The sequence below is a fragment of the Pelagimonas sp. genome (assembly GCF_058892305.1).
This window is the reverse complement of the sequence record NZ_JBZXVN010000052.1, coordinates 1-19,890: the sequence shown is the minus strand read 5'-3', so window position 1 is coordinate 19,890 and position 19,890 is coordinate 1. Positions and strand designations below refer to the sequence as shown.

Here is a 19,890-nt window from a genome sequence, read left to right as displayed (position 1 = left end):
GTCTGGTTGCTTTAGCGCCCGGGAATATCACTCCTGGCTGGGGCTGGATCCCAGTTTTCGATGATCTCCGCCGCTTCTTCCCCCGTCTCTACAAAACGGAATAGGTCGAGGTCCTCAGGGCTAATCGTCCCTGCATCTTGCAAAGCATCCCAATTGACGATCTTTTCCCAAAACGCCCGACCGAAAAGCAGGAACGGCACGCGTTGCATCCGACCCGTTTGAATGAGCGTCAAAGCTTCGAACATCTCATCCAACGTGCCAAAACCACCGGGAAAAACGCAAATCGCCCGCGCCCGCATCAGGAAATGCATTTTGCGGATGGCAAAATAGTGAAAGTTAAAGGCGAGTTCTGGCGTGACATAGGGGTTCGGGGCCTGCTCATGCGGCAAAACGATATTCAACCCGATGGACACCCCACCTTCATCTGCGGCACCGCGATTGCCCGCCTCCATCACGCCCGGCCCACCGCCAGTCGTCACGACATAATCGCGGTTCCCAGAGGCAATAGATTTGCGTGTCATCAATCGGGCAAAGCTGCGTGCTTCGTCGTAAAAATGGGACAGGTCCGCCAAGGTCTTGGTGCGGGCTGTCTCCTTGTTCTCGGGGGCAGGAATACGCGCGCCACCAAAGAGCACAATGGTCGACTCCACCCCCTGCTCATCCAAAAGCAACTCGGGCTTAAGAAGCTCAAGTTGCAACCTGACCGGCCGAAGCGCGTCGCGGCACAAAAAATCTTCGTCCGCAAAGGCCAGCCGATAAGCCGGTGACCGCGTTTGAGGCGTATCTGGGATATGCTCGGCCGTATCTAAATCTGTATGGGCATCGCGAAACCTACTGCGGCGATCGTCTTTCATAGAGCACTCCTTGAAACTAAGACCCCAAGGAGTAGCCTGAAAAAACTACACTTTCCAGTAAAGGAATTGCGACACCTCCGAGCGCCCAAAGCCCGTTCGGCGCTTTGCACGTTGTAGCCAGTTTTAGAGCGATGCCAAATATGCTTCTTCTAGACTTTCGCGCAAAGCAACCATCTCACCTGTGGCTGCCATTTCGGCAGCAATCGGCTCGATCTTGTCAATCAAATCAACATGGTCTTCATGCACGTAGTGATATAATGGCTGCTCGTTTAGGGCGGGCATAATAGGTACGATGTCACCAAAGCCCAGTGTTTTGAGAGAGGCCATACCATCAAGGTAACTGGTTAGCGCGAGATCGACTCGACCGGCTTCTACAAGTTTATACATTGCTTCTGGACCATTCACCGTTGTCACAGTGTCAATGCCTTCAGTGATCGCAATCGTATGCAAAACTCCGGCTGCAATAGCAGATTTATAGTTCTTCAAATCTTCGCGGTTGCTAAGCGTAATATCTGCGCCATCCAACGCAAACCCAACGGTCTGCAATTTCGACAACGCCGTCGGGACGCGAATCAGAGACGTCACCCTCTCCCCCAACCCATAGACCCGTAGAGTTTCACCGTCCATTGCACCGCTTGACGCCTGCTGCAATGCACGTTTGCCTGGCAATGCGGTTATGGTCATATCAATGCCAGCCCGCTTGTAGATCTCTGTCAAAAGGCTTTCGCCCACAGCCTGCTCGGCCAAACCAGCAATGCGAACAAACTTATAAGGTGCCGCAGCGTGAACAAGTGTCGGGCCGACGGCCAACATAAGACCGGAAAAGCCAGCGGTTTTGAGGAATTCGCGTTTAGAAAGTGCCATCGGTGCCTCCAGAAGAGTTTTTCGAAGTAGAAGTCTGGCTGTTGAGCTAACCGAAGAAGGTAATAATCCGCTGAATCTTTCATTTTCATCTTTTCTAAGACTTTATTAGTCGCTCGCGGGGTGACGCCGAGCCTGTCTTTGGCTATCAACCTCCGAAATCCACGAGACCGGAGTTTTCCCCATGTCCAATGCTCAGCTTGAAACCGCCATCGAAGCCGCGTGGGAAGCACGCGACACCATCACGCCCACAACGACCGGCGAAACCCGCGAGGCTATCGAAGATACGTTGAACGCTTTGGATAGCGGCGCGCTGCGCGTTGCGGAAAAGCAAGCGGACGGCAGCTGGCACGTCAATCAGTGGGCCAAAAAGGCCGTGCTGCTTGGCTTCCGCATCAAAGATATGGAAGAGCAATCCGGTGGCCCACAGGGCTCTGGCTGGTGGGACAAGGTCGACAGCAAGTTCAAAGGCTGGGGCGACAACCAATGGAAAGCCGCGGGTTTCCGCGCCGTGCCTAACGCAATTGTGCGCAAATCGGCCTACATCGCCCCCGGCGTTGTATTGATGCCCTCCTTTGTGAACCTCGGCGCGCATGTCGACGAAGGCACCATGGTCGACACATGGGCAACCGTCGGTAGCTGTGCTCAGATCGGTAAAAACGTTCACCTCTCGGGCGGCGTTGGTATTGGTGGCGTATTGGAACCTATGCAGGCCGGCCCAACCATCATCGAAGACAACTGCTTTATCGGCGCGCGTTCCGAGGTGGTCGAAGGTTGTATCGTCCGCGAAGGCTCCGTTCTGGGAATGGGCGTGTTCATCGGCCAGTCGACCAAGATTGTTGACCGTGAAACCGGCGAAATTATGTACGGCGAAGTGCCCCCCTATTCGGTCGTCGTCGCAGGCTCCATGCCATCGAAAAACGGCATCAACCTCTATTGCGCTGTGATCGTGAAACGCGTGGACGAGCGGACCCGCTCAAAAACCGGCATCAACGAATTGTTGCGCGACTGATGTCAAAACGCTTCGCCTCACTTTGCACCGCGTGGCTAACCCTTGGGTTGGCCACCACTGCCTTGGCCGGACCATATGATGGGCTCTACTTCCCCGAAGGGGGAGCCGACCATTGGGATTGCCAGCGCGTCGGTGCAGATGGCGGAGCGATTTCCGTGCAAGACAACATGTTTGAGGGGGTGGAGAACCGCTGCAGCCTGACCAATCCGGTTGCCGTGCGCGGTATGGATGCCACGCTCTATGATGCGAAATGCAATGGCGAGGGCATGGAGTACGCGTATCGCATGATGCTGATGTCCAGCCCGCCGGGCCTAACCATTATCCGCGAAGGCTATGCCTCTTATTTCGAACGGTGTGATCAGCGATGAGCAAAGACAAAAAGCCCGCAAAAAAGCGCAAGCATCAGGTGTTCACCCTGCTGGTTGAGATTGGCCGCAAGGATGGCGACGGCTTGCCCGACAACAGCACCGGCGCGGCATTGATGTGCTATGCCTCAGGCGTCGATGAAGCCGAAGCGGTGCGCGAAACCGTTGCCATCCTCAAGCAGGCCGATACCGCCCCGCTTGATGTAACGGGGTACGGCACGCTCGATGAACGTCGCGAACAGGGTCATGACATCCCGGACGAAGAGATCGAACTGATGGACCGGGCACTGGCAGAGAACGCTGTGATTGTTGCTCAGGTCACGCCGTTTTTCGACAAGCCATAAGGGGCTAGGCGGCGCGGGCTTCGGCCAGAGTGATCGCCTCAAATGGCCCCAAAACCTTGATCCCGGTTCGGGCGTGCTCTGGCATCAAATTGCGTGGGACATCACCGAGCAGGGTTTGATTTAGCTGCTCGGTGCGGCGGCGCAAACGCCCGACATAGAGGCTCTCTAGTTCCGCTCCGGCGGCAATCACTGGCTCTTGCCTAGGCAACAATAGTTGATGGTATTCAACCATTTGAAGACCCTCTTCGTAGACAGCCGTGAACCCATTCACGAGGCTTAACGCCGGGATCAAAACCGCCTCACGGCCGAAAATATACTCAACCTCGGAGCCGCCTATAACCAGCCGTTGGTGGGGCGCAACCACAAGATCGCGCATCAAACCGAGGTAAGGCGCACGCAAACGAACCGGTTGAAACGAACCGAGCGCCGGAACAATCCGCGACACCCGATGCAACACCGGAACAATGCCGTTCTTGCGGGTATTGACCGTGTCGCCACAGCGCAAATCAGACACGGCACGATAGCCGGTCGGCGTCATCACCGGAACCTGTCCGACCAATGACGGCATCGGGCCAACGGCCTCGATCTCATCTGACACAGCGAAAAAGATCACGTCCGGGTCCATCTCGATCAACTGCGGACGGCGGGCCAGCGTATAGATATCTTCGATCAAAAGAGGCGGCGGCGCGGGTGTGGTTTCAACAACAACCGTGTCACTTTCAGGGCGCTCAACCGCAATCCGGCCAAAGCGCGCTTCACTGTCCCAGCTAAATGTCACCCTAAGGACATCGGTTCGGGCCTCGTGTTTGTGTTGCAGGACGGTGTGAAACACCTCTTCGCCCTGGCTCATCACCAAAACGATCCCGCCCCCCGGCACCGCGCGAAATGAAATCGCTCCAAACCACGGGTGTGCCCGTTCATACGACAAAAGCGTTTGTGGTCGACCATCCGGGGACAAGCGGGTTTCGATCATGATCGACCCCTTGGACATCAACCGGTCGCGTTGTTCAGCCCCGCCTCCGAAAATCCGGGGGCAGACCCAGGATTTCCCCTGGCCCGACAACGCGATCCAACTCATGCAACCTTGCTCCTGCTCAGCAGCGTCGCTTCGTGTCTTTGCAGAATGCGACGTGCTGCCGGACCGTACCCCGATCCGGTTTCCGGGTCCAGCTCTGGAAAGACATCTACGATTTCGGCAAGCGTTTCGTCTTCGAAGAGCGACGAGGTTTGCGGCCCCGGCAAAAAGCTTTCGCTCAGCAGACCATTGGCGCGAATAATTTCGTGCTGGTCAAAGAGGATATGCACATATTCGACCGTTCCACCTTCGGCGACCCGAATGGAGTGATCGTTGATCAGATGCTTGGCTGCGGCAAGAACTTCGGGCTCTTCGAATAGCAGATGCGCCATAATATCCTGCACCAAAACCCGATGCTGGGGCGACACCATGACCGCCGCATGATCCCCCAAGGCACCGGCGGCAATGCGGATTGGCGCATAATTTCCGCGTGCGGGAACGCTTCGCCGCCCAATCCAACGCAGCGGTTGCGGGCCATGATCGCGCGTGTTGACCAAATCCCCGGCCACCAGCTTGTGAACCGGTTTCTGCCCATCTGGCGTCTCGATCATTGTCCCGGCGACAAAACACGGCACCGAATCCACCGTGACATAGCCCACGTCGGTCTCACCGGTCGAACTTGTGGCGGTATAGGTGTAGTTTATCGTTTCTTCGTCGCCATCGCCAAGAACCGACATCGTGCCATCGGCGTTCAAGGTGATTTCCTGACCGGTGTTCAACACAACCGTGTCACCCGCGCTCACGGCGATGCCGTTGATATGGGTGATCGTCAACGTTCCGGCGGTGCCGTTTTCATCGTTTGCCAAGGCATCTACGACACTGCTGCCGGTGGTGTAGACTGTGACGCTATCTTCTAGTGCAACAAGGGTGGTTTGAACGGAATCTGCCGCGATCAACAGGTTGGAATCGTAGCGGTTGTCCACAACGTCAGCGACACCAATTCGGATCGAGTTCACCTGACCGGCTGTCACCGGCATCGTCAGAGTCATCGTGACAGTGAACCCGTCCATCTCGGTGTTGTATTCATCGTTTGTGTTGGAAATGAAAAGGTTCTCATTGGTCCCGGAGTTCACGTTTCTCGGGTCAATGTCACCATCACCAATCGCAACATCGACCTGAACGCCATTCACCCAAACGCCAACGAAATCCTGATATTGCGACGATTGATATTCCGGGTACTCTTCGGACGAAAACACAAACTGCATCGTCATGACGTCTTCCGTCGGGATGAAATCGACATCCAGATAAGACGCATCATAAGTGCGGGCTCCGGCGGCGGCATTGAAGTCAGAGTTGTTGTTCTGACCGCTCGTATTTGTCGAAGTGTTGGTACGCCAATTCGACTGCCCCCAGGAGTTGGTGAAGTCGGTCACCCGCCCCGTGGATAGGATCACGCCCTCATCCGACGGCGCGACGCCCGGCGACGTGCCGAACCCATCGGAATAAATCCCGGATGACCGACTATCCCCGGTATAGCTTGCCGAAACAACGGTGACCCCTTCCCCAAAGATGGTTTCCGCCATCTGGGTTGCGTTGGCCCCGGTGTTGATCGGCAGTTCTGATGCTGCGACCATGCTCGTCTGTCTCACTTGCGAGGCACACGACATCCTTGCCCGGCGAACCGAGTTAGACGAAAGATATCACTGAATACTGCGCGCCTGCCTCGGCGTTATCGTTGTTTTGATAATCTGTAACACATCCAACGGGTTGACGTTAACCTTTTCTCAACCTTTACCCTGCGGAACCCTTGGGCGGCCGATGTATTTTCGCCACATTTGCGATTGCCGTCCGACTGCGATAGCCAAGTCCCACAGCTTGAGGAGACCCCAGATGACCCGCATTGACCCCGCCGAATTGACCGCTCAACTTGTGCAATGCGCTTCTGTGACACCCGTCGAAGGTGGCGCTTTGGTACTCCTGCAAGGGGTGCTGGAAGAAGCCGGGTTTACCTGCACACGGGTGGATCGAAATGGCACGCCCAACCTCTACGCCCGCTGGGGCGTCAAAAAGCACAGCCAAAGTTTTGGGTTCAACGGTCACACGGATGTTGTTCCCATCGGCGACGAAACCGATTGGCAACATGCCCCCTTTGGCGCTGAAATCATTGACGGTTTCATGTACGGGCGCGGCACCACCGATATGAAATCGGGCGTCGCGGCCTTTGCCGCCGCTGCAATCGACTATGTCCGCGAAACACCCCCCGATGGCGCTGTTATTCTTGCCATCACCGGCGACGAAGAAGGCGATGCCACCGACGGCACAACTGCCTTGCTGGATTGGATGGATGCCGAGGGCGAATCCATGTCGGTCTGCTTGGTCGGAGAGCCGACCTGCCCTGATCACATGGGCCAAATGATGAAAATCGGACGTCGCGGGTCGCTCTCAGCGTGGTTCGAGGTTGAAGGCAAACAGGGCCATTCCGCCTATCCGCACCGCGCCTGTAACCCCTTGCCGGCAATGGTGCGCCTGATGGACCGCCTTGCCAGTCACGAGTTGGACCAAGGAACCGCGCATTTCGATGCCTCAACCCTTGCGGTTGTGACCATTGACACCGGGAACCCGGCAACAAACGTCATTCCGGCCAAGTCTTCGGCCTGTGTCAACATCCGGTTCAACGACGATCATACCGGTGCCGAGCTTAGCGATTGGTTGCGCAACGAGGCCGCCAAGATCGACACCGAGTTTGGCACGACAACAGGCGTCACCATCAAGATTTCTGGCGAAAGCTTCCTTACCCCTCCCGGTCCCCTGTCTGATTTGATCGGCAAAGCGGTCGAGGCAGAGACGGGCCACGCGCCAGAGCTTTCGACCACCGGTGGCACATCGGACGCGCGTTTTGTCAAAAATCATTGCCCCGTGGTTGAATTCGGGTTGGTTGGCAAAACCATGCATGCGGTTGATGAACGTGTCGAAGTCGCGCAAATTCATCAATTGAAAGCCATCTATACCCGGATTTTGCAGGATTATTTTGCATGATCGTTCGGGTTGCCACCGATGCCGACATGGGCGCCTGCTTCGCGCTCCGCCGCACAGTTTTCATTGATGAACAGAACGTTCCAGAAGAGCTGGAACTTGACGAGCACGATCAAACGGCAGTGCACCTGATCGCTGAGATCGACGGCACGCCAATGGGAACTGCGCGTATGATGTTCGGCGATGACTATGCCAAGGTGGGCCGTGTGTGTGTTTTGCAGTCTGCCCGCGGAACGGGCCTTGGCAAAGCCTTGATGCTCGAAACCATCAACCAAGCCAAACTTCGCCCCGGCATCACAAAAGTCATCCTTCAAGCGCAAACATCGGCGCTTGGCTTTTACGAAGCCCTTGGGTTTGTCGCCCATGGCGGGATCGTCATGGACGCCGGGATTGAGCATCGCGATATGGAAATGGTCCTTACGTGATGCGCACTGTTATTGTCATGGTCAAGGAACCGCGCCCCGGTCGGGTCAAAACCCGTCTGGGGCGCGACATCGGTTATACCCGGTCTGCTTGGTGGTTTCGCCATCAATCCGCCGCCCTTTTGCGCCGCATTCAAGACCCGCGCTGGCAAGTGGTTTTGGCCGTATCGCCCGACCGCGAGGGGTTGCAAAGCCGGGTCTGGCCCCATCATCTACCACGATGGCCGCAAGGTCGCGGCAACCTTGGCGACCGGATGGCGCGCATGATGTCGCTGGCCCCCAATGGCCCCGTTTGCGTTATCGGGGCCGACATTCCCGGTATCAATCGCAACACGCTGTGGACTGCTTTTCAGGGGTTGGCCGGTCATGACGCCGTTTTTGGCCCCGCTATGGACGGTGGGTATTGGCTTGTTGGTTTGCGCAACGGCGGGCATGTGCCAAATGGGCTATTTGACGGGGTACGTTGGTCTTCCGAAACGACTCTAACCGACAGTATCGCAAGCCTCGGACAACGACGTGTGGCATTGGTTGATCCTCTGCGCGATGTGGATACCGTCGACGATCTCGCTAAAATCTGAACAACGAATTGCGGATTGCAGCCCAAAGCGCCCCGCATAATCGAATAGGCCATGACGCTGTTGGCAACCCGTGTTACGGGAAAGCATGAGCAAGCTGCCAACAAAACCCGAGATCCTAGATTGGATCAGCGAAAACCCGACCCTCACCTCGAAACGCGACATTTCCAAAGCGTTTGGGATAAAAGGGGCCGCCCGGATTGACCTCAAACGCCTGTTAAAGGAGTTGGAGGCCGAAGGTCATTTGCAAAAGCGCAAAAAGACCTATCAAGACCCTGATCGCTTGCCCCCGGTGAGCGTCCTTCAGATGTTGGCACCAAACAAAGATGGCGATCTCTTTGCGCGACCGTTGGAATGGCACGGCGAAGGTGTGGAACCGGTCGTACTCTATGTGCCGCGCCCCTCTGATCCGGCCTTGGGCGAAGGCGATCGTATTTTGGCACGGCTTCAGGTCGTGCATGAAGAAGACCACAATTACGAAGCCCGCCTGATCCGCAGCATTGGAACCAGCCCGCGCAAAGTTGTTGGTATTTTTCGCAAAGGGGCCGAAGGCGGGCGGATCATGCCCATCGACAAGGGCAATGACAAAGAGTGGCTTGTTCCAAGTGATGCGACCGGCGGTGCCAAGGATGGCGAGCTGGTTGAGGCAGAACAGGCCGGGCCCAAAGGGCGGATGGGCCTTCCCAAGGCGCGGATTGTCATGCGTTTGGGGGACCCGACCGAACCACGCGCCGTTTCGTTGATTGCGATCCACCAACATGGCATCCCCGATGACTTTCCCCAAAACGTGCTTGAGGAAGCCGATAGCATGAAGCCTGCCGGGCTCGCCGGACGCACCGATTTGCGCGACATGCCCCTGGTTACCATCGACCCATCCGACGCCCGTGATCACGACGATGCGGTTTACGCCCAAGCCGACGAAGACCCAAAAAACAAAGGCGGACATATCGTTTGGGTCGCTATCGCCGATGTGTCCCACTATGTGCGCCCCGGATCGCGGCTCGATAATGAGGCCCGCAAACGCGGCAACTCAAGCTACTTCCCGGACCGTGTTGTTCCGATGTTGCCTGACCGTCTGTCCGGCGACCTATGCAGCCTTCACGAAGGGGTGCCGCGGGCCTGTCTAGCCGTTCGCATGGTCTTGGACGCCGACGGCAACAAGCTATCGCACGAATTTCTACGCGGTTTGATGCGGTCGCCCGCTTCTTTGAACTATCAAGAAGTCCAGGCCGCCATGGATGGCGCGCCCAACGAGCGGACCGAAGAGCTCATTCATCCGGTCATTCGCCCGCTCTATGCGGCCTACGCAGCGCTCAAATCCGCACGCGAACGCCGCCAGCCGCTCGATCTTGATTTACCCGAACGCAAGATCGTTTTGGGCGAGGATGGCAAAGTCACCTCGGTCGATTTCACTGAACGTCTCGACGCACACAAGATGATCGAAGAGTTCATGGTTTTGGCCAATGTCGCCGCCGCCGAGACGTTGATTGCCAAGGACACACCGCTTTTGTTCCGCGTGCACGAAGAGCCGCCGGTGGACAAGCTCGACTCCCTTCGTGAAACCGCCCAGAGCGCCGGGTTGGTTCTGGCCAAAGGGCAAGTTCTGAAAACCCGGCACCTCAACAAATTGTTGCATGATGCCGCCGGTACAGAAGAAGCCGAGCTCATCAATCTCTCGACCCTGCGGTCGATGACACAAGCCTATTACAGCCCGAAAAACTTTGGGCATTTCGGTTTGGCGTTAATGAACTACGCACATTTCACCTCGCCGATCCGGCGCTATTCCGATCTGATCGTGCATCGCGCCTTGATTACGGCGCATGGCTGGGGCGATGACGGGTTGTCACCGGTTGATATCGAAACGCTTGAGGCCACGTCGCAACATATTTCCGACACGGAACGCCGCTCGATGATGGCCGAACGGGACACAACCGATCGCTATCTTGCCGCCTTTCTAAGCGATCGTATGGGGGCCGAATTTACCGGGCGTATTTCCGGCATCGCCAAATTTGGCGTCTTTGTAAAACTGGACGAAACCGGTGCCGATGGGCTTGTCCCGATCTCGACCCTTGGCAACGAGTATTTCGATTTTGACCGCGAGGCGGGCACCTTGATGGGCTCGAAAACCGGTCGGATTATAGGCTTGGGGATGCGTGCCAAGGTCAAGTTGATAGAAGCCGCCCCTGTCACCGGTGGCATCGCCTTTGAGATGCTAGAGCTTGAAGGCGATGAGATGGAGCGCGGCTCTGGTGGGCGCATGCGGCGCGGTTATGGGCGCGGGCGAAGTAAATCCGGACCTTCGCCACGACGCAAAGCCACCAAGTCCAAGATCAAAACCGCCAAGACCAAGCGCAAGGTGTCCCGCAAACGCAAGTGATCTTCACAAATTTCGGGGGACGGTACTCAAACGCTCCGCCCCCTGTCAGTTTTTGACAGCACGTGGCAGTATGTATCTCTCATGTCTCGTACCGAACGCCTTTTTCAGTTGATGGATACGCTGCGCCGCCTGCCACCCCCTGTGACGGCCGGGCAATTGGCGCAAGAAACCGGCGTGTCTGAGCGCACCCTGTACCGCGACATTGACTCGTTGCGTGGCCTTGGTGCGGTGATCGACGGGGCCGCCGGTTTTGGGTATACCTTGATCGAAGATGCCCACCTCCCACCACTAAGTTTCGATGACGAAGAGCTTGAGGCGCTTGTTGTTGGATTGCGAGAGGTCAGAGCCGTCGGCGACCCGGCCTTGGCTCAAGCCGCCTCACGCGCCATGGCGCGCCTCAAAGCGCGGCTGCCCGACAAACAAGCGCACCGATTGAAACATGCGGTTCTAACGGCACACAGGTTTTTCCCAACTCCGGCCCCCGGTATTGATGCCAGCGCGTTGCGCAAGGCCTGTTGGGAAGAAAAACAAGTGGTTTTTGACTATACGGACCGCAACGGTGCCCCCACTCAGCGCGAGGTCAAACCGCTCTCGATTATCTTTTTTGAGCAAAGCCATTGTTTGGTTGCGGAATGCCAGCTGCGACAAGCGTTTCGCACGTTTCGGCTTGATCGTATGTCAAACTTGGATGTCACCACCCGGTCTTTTCGACCGCATCGTGTTGGCCTTCTACGCGAAGCTCTAAAGCGGTTTACCGGCGAAATCGACAATCACGGTTAGGTCGCTCTAATCGTCGTCTTCGGGCTGGCAATACCCACCTCGAAAACACCGCTGCAATGCGTCTAGGGTTTTGCGGCGCGGTTCGGGGAATAGCCAGCTTTCGCAGGGATCGGAAATGGCAATATGGCGACCGTTTTCGCGTTTGATAAACACCAAATACTGCCGCCCCGAATCTGGGTGTCCGCACCAAGAACCAAAGCATTGGATGCGTAATGACACATGACCTTGAAACGGGTCTTTGAACCCGTCGACCCCAAGGGAATTCCCGACAAGTTGCGCCCGCAACTCGACATCGTCATGACCACCATCGGACACCGCAGGAGGCAGGCGGCTTTCGTCGAAATCCAATCGCCCGACGACCGCGCCCCAACGATCCTCGGATGCGTTGGCTTCAAGATAACTTCGTACGGCATCTGGTTTCAGACAGCTAAGCGCCAACGCCGGGTGTGCAAACCCGAGCATAACCAAAATCGCCGTACAAAGCCTTTGCATTACAAATACCCCTTAAAGGCGGCCATGACCTGCTCATAGACACCGCGTTTGAAGGGAACAATTTGCTCCAACACCTCATCCGCAGCCAACCAACACCATTTTGAAAACTCGGGGTGCTCAACATCAATGTTGATATGATCGTCGCGACCGTGAAAGCGCAAAAGGAACCATTTCTGCTCCTGCCCTTTGAACCGACCCTTCCAGATTTTCGGCACAATATCATGGGGTAGATCATAGGCGATCCAACCATCGGTCTGCGCCTCAATGGTCACAAGATCGGCGGACACACCGGTTTCTTCCTCAAGCTCACGCAGGGCGGCGGTTTGTGGGTCTTCGCCCTTGTCGATCCCGCCTTGGGGCATTTGCCAGGCGGGCACCTCGCTATCCAAACGCTGCCCTACCCACGCATGCCCATCGGCATTCACAAGCATAACCCCAACATTTTGACGATAGGGGAGTTTGGCGATGTCTTCGGGCGTCATGGGCGTCTCTTTTCTACTGCGTTTGTGCGAAATACCGGCATGGCAGATGTGTCATACCGCAAAGGGCTTTCCAACAGGTTGCCATGACGCCGACAAACAAAAAAGGCGAGGTTTCCCCCGCCTTTTGAACCATGTCCGATGAATGGGTGATTATTTCGCGTCGCCCAACGCCGACAAGCCACGCAGGATGTCGATGGCATAGGCCAACTGGTAGTCATCTTCGCGCAGCTTGGCCGCGGCTTCGGCTTTTTCGCGATCTTCCTCGATATGGCGAATTTCATCTTCGCTCAACGAGTCATTATCCAAACGCCCGCGCAAATCCGCTTCGGAGCGGGAGAAGCGGTTGTTGGTTTCCTCTTCCTCTTCGCTCTCTGGCTTGCGGCGAGGCTGTTCCACCACCACGTCTGGCGACACGCCCAGCGCTTGGATCGAGCGGCCCGATGGGGTGTAATAGCGCGCCGTGGTCAAGCGCATCGCGCCTTCGCCGCGCAAGGGCATAACGGTTTGAACCGATCCCTTACCAAAGCTTTTGGTGCCCACAACAATGCCGCGACGGTGGTCTTGCAAAGCACCCGCAACGATTTCCGACGCCGAAGCCGAGCCGCCATTGATCAAAACAACCAAGGGCTTGCCATCGGCGAGATCGCCGGGGGTTGCGTTGAAACGCTCCCCATCTGCCGGGTTACGACCACGCGTCGATACGATTTCACCAGCCTCAAGGAAGGCATCGGAAACACGGATCGCCTGGGTCAAAAGACCGCCGGGGTTGTTGCGCAGATCGAGAACGAAGCCGTTCACATTGTCCATGCCACCGGCTTCTTCGACCTGCTTGGCAAGACCGTCGGACAGGTTCGGGAATGTTTGATCGTTAAACGTTGTCACCCGCAAAACGACTGTCTTGCCCTCAAGACGCGAGCGCACAGCGGTCAGTTTGATGGTGTCGCGAATGATCGACACGTCAAAGGGTTCTTCTTCGCCTTCGCGGACAACGGTGATGATGATTTCGGAGCCAACCGGGCCACGCATCAAATCAACCGCTTCGTCCAATTTCAAACCGAGAACAGATTCACCATCAACATGGGTGATGAAATCGCCCGCTTCCATACCGGCGGCATCCGCAGGGGTGCCATCAATCGGGGAAACAACTTTGACGAAACCGTCTTCTTGGGTGACCTCGATACCAAGCCCACCAAATTCGCCACGCGTTTGAACGCGCATGTCTTCGGCATCTTGGGGCGGCAAATAGCTGGAATGCGGGTCAAGCGAAGTCAACATGCCGTTGATCGCCGCTTCGATCAGGTCCGCTTCGTCCACTTCGGACACATATTGCGCCCGGATGCGCTCAAAGATGTCACCGAAAAGATCGAGCTGTTCATAGACGCTTGCCGGGCGGTCGGCCTCTTGGGCCACAAGTGGGCCAACAAATTGTGTGGTCGCGACCACCGAGGCCAAAGTGCCACCAAGCGCGGCCATGACGAATTTTTTCATTCTCAATTATCCCTTGTCGGTTGCGAACCACAAAAGTGGATCGACGGGCGCATCGCCCTCTCTTACCTCTATATAGAGCGTTTCAGAACGCTCGGCGCCACCCCCTTCACTCAAAGGTGACGAATTATTCATCTGCATCGTGCCGCCCATGGTGCCAACCGGGCTGCCCTCTGGCAAAACTTGGCCGATTTCGCCATAAACCGCATCCAACCCGGCCAAAACAAGCATAAGGTCGGCTTGTGGTTCAAGAATGATCACCAAGCCGTAGTCAAGCAGCGGCCCATTGTAGCGAATGGTGGCCGCAACCGGCGTTGTTACCAAGGCCTGAGGTTGGGTCGCGACGACGATACCGGGGCGTGTAACCCCCGCGGCATCGGATTCGCCCGCCTGACGCAAAATCACGCCGCGCACCGGCAATTGCAAAAGCCCCATACGATCGTCAATCCGGGTCGTGGTAACCGGCGCGTCGTCTTCGCTAATTTGCGTAAGGCCCGACGCAAAGCCCTGAAGCGTTTCCGTGGCCGAAATCAGAATCGCGGTTTTGATCGGGTCTTCGGTAAAACGACGCGGTAAATCGGTTCTATCGGCAATGGCTTTGGAAAGGGCGGTTCGGGCGTCTTGCACACCTTCCAACCCTTTTTCGAGGGTTTGTGCCGCGTTTTGCTGAAGCTCTCGCAGGGCGCTGACCTCTTCAAGGTCAGCGCGCAATTCTGACGCCTGCTCGGCGAGACCAGGTGTGACCGACGCCACCAACATACCAGAGCGCGCCATGCCAAGAGGCCCTTGGGGGTGCAAAAGGGTTTTCGGTTCTGCCTCACCACCCATTGCCGTCAAAACACCTAGCAATTGCTGAATCTCTGCCTCTTGCGACTCCAGCTTTCGGCTAAGCTCGGTTTCACGAATAGCAGCGGCGCGAAGCCCTTCGCGCATGGCAGCAAGGCCATCTTCATAGGCGCGCACGGTTTCCGTCAACGCCTTGACCCGATCCCGTGCGCTTTCCGCCTGATCCAAGCCAATAGACGCTGCATCTAGCGCATCGGCGGCGGCGCGGGCCCCGGCCCCGCCATCCTGAGCAAACAGCGGCGTGGCACAAAGGCAAAAGATCAGCGCGAGGCGTCTCACTTGATCAGGCTCTCCCCTGTCATTTCGTCCGGTTTCGCAAGGCCCATGACCTGCAACAGTGTCGGCGCAACATCCGCCAAACGACCGGCCTTTAGCTCCGCCCCTTCAGGCCCACCAAACAATACGACAGGCACCAAATTGGTGGTGTGCGCCGTGTGCGGCCCGCCGGTTTCAGGATCGACCATGGTTTCACAATTGCCATGATCGGCAATGACCAGCATCGCGCCACCTTTTTCTTCGAGCTTGGCAACAACCTGCCCCAAACCGGCGTCCACCGCTTCGCAAGCCTTGATCGCCGCATCAAGATCACCAGTATGGCCCACCATATCCGGGTTGGCGTAGTTCACAACTATCAGGTCATAGCCATGATCAATGGCACCAAGGAACTGCTCGGTCACTTCGCCAGAGCTCATTTCGGGTTGCATATCATAGGTCGCCACCTTGGGCGATTTGGGCATGAAGCGGTCTTCGTTCGCCTCTGGCACCTCAACACCGCCGTTCAAAAAGAACGTCACATGCGGGTATTTTTCGGTCTCGGCCAAACGGAATTGCGTCTTGCCTTGCTCGGCCACCCAATGGCCGAGGGTATTGGTGATTTCACGCTTTGGATAGGCGGTGGTCATATAGCCGTTGTGCGCATCAGAATATTCGACCATCCCCAAAAGTGCCGACAACTCCGGCGCTTTTCGCTCAAAGCCATCGAACTCCGACGCCCCAATGGCCGCCAAAATCTCGCGCGCGCGATCCGAGCGGAAATTCAAGCAAAAGAACCCGTCCCCAGCTTGAACGCCAGCGTAATCGCCGATCACAGTTGCGGGTATGAACTCATCTGTCACGTCCTTGGCGTAGTTTTGTGTGACCGCGATGACAGCATCATTCGCCGCCTCGCCCTGCCCCAAAACCATTGCATTATAGGCGGTTTCAACACGTTCCCAGCGGTTATCGCGATCCATCGCATAATATCGACCGGTCACCGTGCCAATCAACGCGCCCATAGGCAGACCATCCACCAAGTCATTCATGAACACCTTGGCCGAGCTTGGTGCGACGTCGCGCCCATCGGTCACCGCATGGAAAACCACCTCAACACCTTGATCTAGGATCGCTTGGATCGCGGCTTTGATATGGTCGATATGGCCGTGGACGCCGCCATCGGAGACAAGCCCCATCAGATGCGCCCGCCCGCCCGCGGCTTTGACCTTGGTCGCAAACTCGACAACTGCGGCATTGGTGAAAAACGAACCATCTTCGATCGCCAGATCAATCTGGCCCAAATCCATCGCCACAACCCGACCCGCGCCGATGTTCGTATGCCCCACCTCAGAGTTCCCCATCTGCCCGGTTGGCAGGCCGACATCAGGCCCATGCGTGATGAGCGTGGCGTTGGGGCAGGTTGCCATCAACCGGTCCATTGTTGGCGTTTTCGCCAAATAGGGGGCGTTGGCAGCGGTGTCATCGGACAAGCCCCAACCGTCGAGGATGGTCAAGATTACGGGTTTAGTCATGAAATAGGCCCTTGCATGCGGGGAGTTGAGCGCTGTTTAGCAGCCCCTGCGCAAGATGCGAAGGGGGCCGCGTGCAACAACGTGATAACGGCTTGTTTTTGCTTCTAAGCTTAGGAAAGCTCGTGCGCCCAAGGTGGATTGGCCCCGGCGCGCGACACGGTCACCGCGGCAACCTTGGCCCCATGGGCAAGCGCCGCTTTGGCTTGATCGCCGGTCATGCCCTTGAGCGCCGTTTTTGAAAGCAAGCCCAGCTCGGACAGTTTGGCGAGAACTCCGGCGTTAAAGGTGTCGCCCGCGCCGACCGTATCAACAACCTGCACTTTTTCGACCGGAACCGAGACCTGAGACCCATCGGCAAGATAGCCAGACGCGCCATCCCCGCCGCGCGTTACGATAATCATCGCCGCCCCACCGTTCAAAAGCGTCGCCACCTTTTCGTCCAATCCCGCATCGCTCGGCACAATCCAATCCAAATCTTCATCCGACACTTTGATGATGTCAGATTTGGCAAGCATCTTGTCCAAGCGCGCCCGATAGCGGGCCTCATCTTGGATGAAACCGGGGCGGATATTTGGGTCAATCATCACCGCCCGCGTGTCACCGTAGCGCTCTAAGAGCGCCGCATAAGCATCGGCCCCCGGCTCACAAGCCAGGCTGATGCCCCCAAAATACAGCGTATCAACATCACTAGGCAGACTAGGCATGTCCTGCGGCCCAAGCATGCGACCGGCAGAATTTTCATCATAGAAATCATAGGTGGCATGGCCATCGCGCAGCTGCACAAACGCCAATGTCGTCGGGCGTGCAACCTCGACCACCAGATTCGTATCGACTTGGCTTGCCTCTAGCCCGGCTTTGAGCTGTTGCCCGAACATATCTGTCGACAGCCCCGTCAGCATCGCCACCTCTGTGCCCAACCGGCCCAGAGCCACCGCCGTATTGAAAATCGCACCGCCAGTATGCGGGACGAATCCGTCGCGTTGTGTGTTTGTTGGCGTTGGGATCATGTCGATCAACGCTTCGCCACAGCACAAGATCATGGCAAAATCCTTTCGGGAATGTTTCCGCTAACAGTGCCAATACCGACCCGCTTGTCCATGCGTCAAGAGGGCGACGGCACACTGCAATGCGTATTTATATAAGTGTTTGTTGACCACGCCTTTTTTACCCGGCACACTTTTCGAAACTGAATTCAGGTCTTGGGACCTGGATGTGGGAGGTTCCGATGTCATCAAATCTCTCGGACATAGAGTTCATCCAAGCGCTGTGCGAAGATGGTGGATTAAGATTGTCTGACGCTTTCAGCGAGGCGGGCATAGGCCTTTTGCATCTTGATCTTGCCACAAGAGACATAAGTTTCAGCCGAAGCCTTTCCGAGCGATTAGGGTTGGACACTGGTGGACATTCAACACAGCTTAGTGCCCGACAAATGTTTGTTCATCCCGACGATCATTGGATGCCTGAACCCGCGTTGGTGGCTCATCTCGAACATGGCCAACCCTATGAAACTCTTATGCGTTTCAAGCATGCAAATGGCGAGTATTTGTATTGCCGCACAATCGCCAAGGCTTTCTTTGATTCCGAAGGCAAGCCCGACAAGATGATTGGGATTGTCCGCGAAGTTGACGCACATGAACGCGGGAAAGAGGCGATGCGGCGCGCGGAACGCATGGTTAAATTAGGCAACTGGCATCAAAGTCTGACGACCGGAAAAACCACATGGTCCGAAGGTATGTTTGTTATCCACGGGGTTGTTCCCGGCACAATGGAGGTGTCCGAAGACTGGGTCTTTGATCAATTTCTTGCCGAAGACCGGTCGCATGTTCGCGATGAAATATCGACCGCTATTGCCCAAGCCGCCCCTTTTGAATTTCGCGCCCGCATCTCGACCTCAAATGACGAAATTCTGACGCTACACATAGTCGGAGATGTCGAAATCGGTGCCCAAGGCGAAGTTATCGCTTATTACGGCGTTGCCCGTGACATTACCCATGAATTGCAGCAAGAAACTCTTTTAATTCAATCTCAAAAGGCCGAATCAATTGGAAACATGGCCGGTGGCGTCGCCCATGATTTCAACAATCATCTGGCCGTGATCCTTGGCAATCTAGAACTGATGCAGGAAGAAACCGACGATCCGGTTTTGCAGCGGCACATTAGGACCTGTATCAATGCGGCCTCAAGTGGGGCGGAACTGACAAAAAACATGCTCAGCTTTGCGCGCAAGGCACCGCTTGTTCCCCAACTCCTGGACATCAACGAAGTGGTGAGAAACACCAACCAATGGGCCCGGCGTACGCTCCCCGCAACAATTTCAACCGAAGTTTATTTGCAAGCCGGACTTTGGAAAGCCGAGGTGGACAGAAGCTCCGCCGAAAGTGCCCTCCTGAACCTTATCCTGAACGCGCGTGATGCGATGCCGGACGGTGGAAAGTTGACGATCGAGACATCGAACATGCGCATCGACGATGATTTCATTCAAAACAGACAGGAGGATCTTCAGCCCGGTCGCTACGTGTTGTTGTCCGTAAGTGACACCGGTCATGGCATCCCAGAACCGATGCAGAACTCGATCTTCGATCCATTCTTCACCACAAAGGAACCGGGCAAGGGAACCGGTCTTGGCCTATCCATGGTGATGGGTTTTATGAAGCAATCCAATGGAACCCTGCGCGTGTATTCGGAAGTGGGAACCGGGACCACGTTCAACGCCTATTTCAAGGCTGACGACACCGCCGACAAGGCCCCCGTCGCCACAGTCACGACACCGAACAATGATCAAACAAAACACCGACGCATCCTTGTTGCAGAGGATGAACCAGGCGTGGCCGACATACTCATGCGTATTCTAAGCAATGCTGAATATAAGGTGACACTTGCGGAAAACGGCGATTTGGCCAAAGCCATATTTGAAAGAGATCCACATTTCGATCTTCTGCTAACAGACATCGTGATGCCGGGAACCTTGCAAGGCAGCGCACTGGCCAGAGAGTTACGCAAGATTCGCGGTGATCTGCCAGTGGTCTTTATGTCAGGCTATGCAAACGAGGCCATGGTACACGGCAACGGTCTGCGACCAGAAGACATCCGCCTTATGAAACCAGTCCGGCGACAGGAATTGCTCGCCGCACTGAGGAAAGCATTGACAGGATAACCTCTGTCA

The 19,890-nt window shown here is 56.3% G+C and carries 19 protein-coding genes; 9 read left to right on the top strand and 10 right to left on the bottom strand.

All coding sequences use genetic code 11. The annotated features are described in order from the left end of the window. Positions 1–11: 11 nt before the first annotated feature. Positions 12–854: an LOG family protein gene (locus AC5EFR_RS19975; RefSeq protein ID WP_493577496.1), complete on the bottom strand. Its 843-nt coding sequence runs from the start codon at positions 852–854 to the stop codon at positions 12–14. A gap of 123 nt (positions 855–977) precedes the next feature. After that, complete coding sequence (locus AC5EFR_RS19970) at positions 978–1,718, bottom strand: hypothetical protein (RefSeq protein WP_493577495.1); 741 nt, start codon at positions 1,716–1,718, stop codon at positions 978–980. Between the two features lie 181 nt (positions 1,719–1,899). On the opposite strand from AC5EFR_RS19970, the gene dapD reads away from it, so the two are divergent. From dapD to AC5EFR_RS19955, 3 genes are read left to right on the top strand one after another with little or no spacing between them, the layout of a single operon-like run. After that, positions 1,900–2,727: a 2,3,4,5-tetrahydropyridine-2,6-dicarboxylate N-succinyltransferase gene (gene dapD, locus AC5EFR_RS19965; RefSeq protein ID WP_493577494.1), complete on the top strand. Its 828-nt coding sequence runs from the start codon at positions 1,900–1,902 to the stop codon at positions 2,725–2,727. Next, positions 2,727–3,095 (top strand): hypothetical protein, encoded by a 369-nt coding sequence (locus AC5EFR_RS19960; RefSeq protein ID WP_493577493.1) that lies wholly within the window; start codon positions 2,727–2,729, stop codon positions 3,093–3,095. The genes dapD and AC5EFR_RS19960 overlap by 1 nt, the downstream gene beginning before the upstream one ends. Further along, complete coding sequence (locus AC5EFR_RS19955) at positions 3,092–3,436, top strand: DUF8846 family protein (RefSeq protein ID WP_493577492.1); 345 nt, start codon at positions 3,092–3,094, stop codon at positions 3,434–3,436. Before AC5EFR_RS19960 ends, AC5EFR_RS19955 begins: the two co-directional genes overlap by 4 nt. Positions 3,437–3,440: 4 nt before the next feature. Here the strand turns inward: AC5EFR_RS19955 and AC5EFR_RS19950 are convergent, their stop codons facing one another. After that, entirely contained in the window at positions 3,441–4,514 is a 1,074-nt protein-coding gene (locus tag AC5EFR_RS19950; protein WP_493577491.1) for a Hint domain-containing protein, read from the bottom strand. Beyond that, on the bottom strand, positions 4,511–6,085 hold the full coding sequence (locus AC5EFR_RS19945) for a Hint domain-containing protein (RefSeq protein ID WP_493577490.1): 1,575 nt from the start codon (positions 6,083–6,085) through the stop codon (positions 4,511–4,513). Before AC5EFR_RS19945 ends, AC5EFR_RS19950 begins: the two co-directional genes overlap by 4 nt. 256 nt (positions 6,086–6,341) lie before the next feature. Here AC5EFR_RS19945 and dapE point away from each other — a divergent pair, with 256 nt between their 5' ends. From dapE to AC5EFR_RS19920, 5 genes are all read left to right on the top strand, one after another. Continuing rightward, entirely contained in the window at positions 6,342–7,487 is a 1,146-nt protein-coding gene (dapE, locus tag AC5EFR_RS19940; protein ID WP_493577489.1) for a succinyl-diaminopimelate desuccinylase, read from the top strand. Then, entirely contained in the window at positions 7,484–7,909 is a 426-nt protein-coding gene (locus tag AC5EFR_RS19935) for a GNAT family N-acetyltransferase (protein WP_493577488.1), read from the top strand. The genes dapE and AC5EFR_RS19935 overlap by 4 nt, the downstream gene beginning before the upstream one ends. Beyond that, the gene (locus AC5EFR_RS19930) at positions 7,906–8,484 is read left to right on the top strand and encodes a TIGR04282 family arsenosugar biosynthesis glycosyltransferase (protein ID WP_493577487.1); all 579 of its coding nucleotides are present in this window, start codon (positions 7,906–7,908) and stop codon (positions 8,482–8,484) included. The genes AC5EFR_RS19935 and AC5EFR_RS19930 overlap by 4 nt, the downstream gene beginning before the upstream one ends. A gap of 85 nt (positions 8,485–8,569) precedes the next feature. Then, the gene (gene rnr / locus AC5EFR_RS19925) at positions 8,570–10,858 is read left to right on the top strand and encodes a ribonuclease R (RefSeq protein WP_493577486.1); all 2,289 of its coding nucleotides are present in this window, start codon (positions 8,570–8,572) and stop codon (positions 10,856–10,858) included. Between the two features lie 81 nt (positions 10,859–10,939). After that, entirely contained in the window at positions 10,940–11,638 is a 699-nt protein-coding gene (locus AC5EFR_RS19920; RefSeq protein ID WP_493577485.1) for a helix-turn-helix transcriptional regulator, read from the top strand. A gap of 6 nt (positions 11,639–11,644) precedes the next feature. On the opposite strand, the gene AC5EFR_RS19915 is transcribed toward AC5EFR_RS19920, so the two are convergent. From AC5EFR_RS19915 to AC5EFR_RS19890, 6 genes are all read right to left on the bottom strand, one after another. Then, on the bottom strand, positions 11,645–12,130 hold the full coding sequence (locus AC5EFR_RS19915) for a hypothetical protein (protein ID WP_493577484.1): 486 nt from the start codon (positions 12,128–12,130) through the stop codon (positions 11,645–11,647). Further along, entirely contained in the window at positions 12,130–12,612 is a 483-nt protein-coding gene (locus tag AC5EFR_RS19910; protein WP_493577483.1) for an RNA pyrophosphohydrolase, read from the bottom strand. Before AC5EFR_RS19910 ends, AC5EFR_RS19915 begins: the two co-directional genes overlap by 1 nt. Before the next feature lie 150 nt (positions 12,613–12,762). After that, complete coding sequence (locus tag AC5EFR_RS19905) at positions 12,763–14,100, bottom strand: S41 family peptidase (RefSeq protein ID WP_493577482.1); 1,338 nt, start codon at positions 14,098–14,100, stop codon at positions 12,763–12,765. A 6-nt stretch (positions 14,101–14,106) separates the two neighbouring features. Next, positions 14,107–15,222 (bottom strand): murein hydrolase activator EnvC family protein, encoded by a 1,116-nt coding sequence (locus AC5EFR_RS19900; protein ID WP_493577481.1) that lies wholly within the window; start codon positions 15,220–15,222, stop codon positions 14,107–14,109. Further along, positions 15,219–16,727, bottom strand: a complete 1,509-nt coding sequence (gene gpmI, locus AC5EFR_RS19895; protein ID WP_493577480.1) for a 2,3-bisphosphoglycerate-independent phosphoglycerate mutase — start codon at positions 16,725–16,727, stop codon at positions 15,219–15,221. Before gpmI ends, AC5EFR_RS19900 begins: the two co-directional genes overlap by 4 nt. A gap of 110 nt (positions 16,728–16,837) precedes the next feature. Next, a complete protein-coding gene (locus AC5EFR_RS19890; RefSeq protein ID WP_493577479.1) occupies positions 16,838–17,767 on the bottom strand; it encodes a carbohydrate kinase family protein in 930 nt (309 codons plus the stop codon). A gap of 185 nt (positions 17,768–17,952) precedes the next feature. Here AC5EFR_RS19890 and AC5EFR_RS19885 point away from each other — a divergent pair, with 185 nt between their 5' ends. Continuing rightward, on the top strand, positions 17,953–19,881 hold the full coding sequence (locus AC5EFR_RS19885; RefSeq protein ID WP_493577478.1) for a PAS domain-containing protein: 1,929 nt from the start codon (positions 17,953–17,955) through the stop codon (positions 19,879–19,881). The last annotated feature ends 9 nt before the right edge of the window (positions 19,882–19,890 follow it).

What these genes read in the sequence shown, in the direction of transcription:
- AC5EFR_RS19975 (WP_493577496.1), bottom strand. Translation starts at nt 854, where the DNA reads ATGAAAGACGATCGCCGCAGTAGGTTTCGCGATGCCCATACAGATTTA.
- AC5EFR_RS19970 (WP_493577495.1), bottom strand. Translation starts at nt 1,718, where the DNA reads ATGGCACTTTCTAAACGCGAATTCCTCAAAACCGCTGGCTTTTCCGGT.
- dapD (WP_493577494.1), top strand. Translation starts at nt 1,900, where the DNA reads ATGTCCAATGCTCAGCTTGAAACCGCCATCGAAGCCGCGTGGGAAGCA.
- AC5EFR_RS19960 (WP_493577493.1), top strand. Translation starts at nt 2,727, where the DNA reads ATGTCAAAACGCTTCGCCTCACTTTGCACCGCGTGGCTAACCCTTGGG.
- AC5EFR_RS19955 (WP_493577492.1), top strand. Translation starts at nt 3,092, where the DNA reads ATGAGCAAAGACAAAAAGCCCGCAAAAAAGCGCAAGCATCAGGTGTTC.
- AC5EFR_RS19950 (WP_493577491.1), bottom strand. Translation starts at nt 4,514, where the DNA reads ATGAGTTGGATCGCGTTGTCGGGCCAGGGGAAATCCTGGGTCTGCCCC.
- AC5EFR_RS19945 (WP_493577490.1), bottom strand. Translation starts at nt 6,085, where the DNA reads ATGGTCGCAGCATCAGAACTGCCGATCAACACCGGGGCCAACGCAACC.
- dapE (WP_493577489.1), top strand. Translation starts at nt 6,342, where the DNA reads ATGACCCGCATTGACCCCGCCGAATTGACCGCTCAACTTGTGCAATGC.
- AC5EFR_RS19935 (WP_493577488.1), top strand. Translation starts at nt 7,484, where the DNA reads ATGATCGTTCGGGTTGCCACCGATGCCGACATGGGCGCCTGCTTCGCG.
- rnr (WP_493577486.1), top strand. Translation starts at nt 8,570, where the DNA reads ATGAGCAAGCTGCCAACAAAACCCGAGATCCTAGATTGGATCAGCGAA.
- AC5EFR_RS19920 (WP_493577485.1), top strand. Translation starts at nt 10,940, where the DNA reads ATGTCTCGTACCGAACGCCTTTTTCAGTTGATGGATACGCTGCGCCGC.
- AC5EFR_RS19915 (WP_493577484.1), bottom strand. Translation starts at nt 12,130, where the DNA reads ATGCAAAGGCTTTGTACGGCGATTTTGGTTATGCTCGGGTTTGCACAC.
- AC5EFR_RS19910 (WP_493577483.1), bottom strand. Translation starts at nt 12,612, where the DNA reads ATGACGCCCGAAGACATCGCCAAACTCCCCTATCGTCAAAATGTTGGG.
- AC5EFR_RS19905 (WP_493577482.1), bottom strand. Translation starts at nt 14,100, where the DNA reads ATGAAAAAATTCGTCATGGCCGCGCTTGGTGGCACTTTGGCCTCGGTG.
- gpmI (WP_493577480.1), bottom strand. Translation starts at nt 16,727, where the DNA reads ATGACTAAACCCGTAATCTTGACCATCCTCGACGGTTGGGGCTTGTCC.
- AC5EFR_RS19890 (WP_493577479.1), bottom strand. Translation starts at nt 17,767, where the DNA reads ATGATCTTGTGCTGTGGCGAAGCGTTGATCGACATGATCCCAACGCCA.
- AC5EFR_RS19885 (WP_493577478.1), top strand. Translation starts at nt 17,953, where the DNA reads ATGTCATCAAATCTCTCGGACATAGAGTTCATCCAAGCGCTGTGCGAA.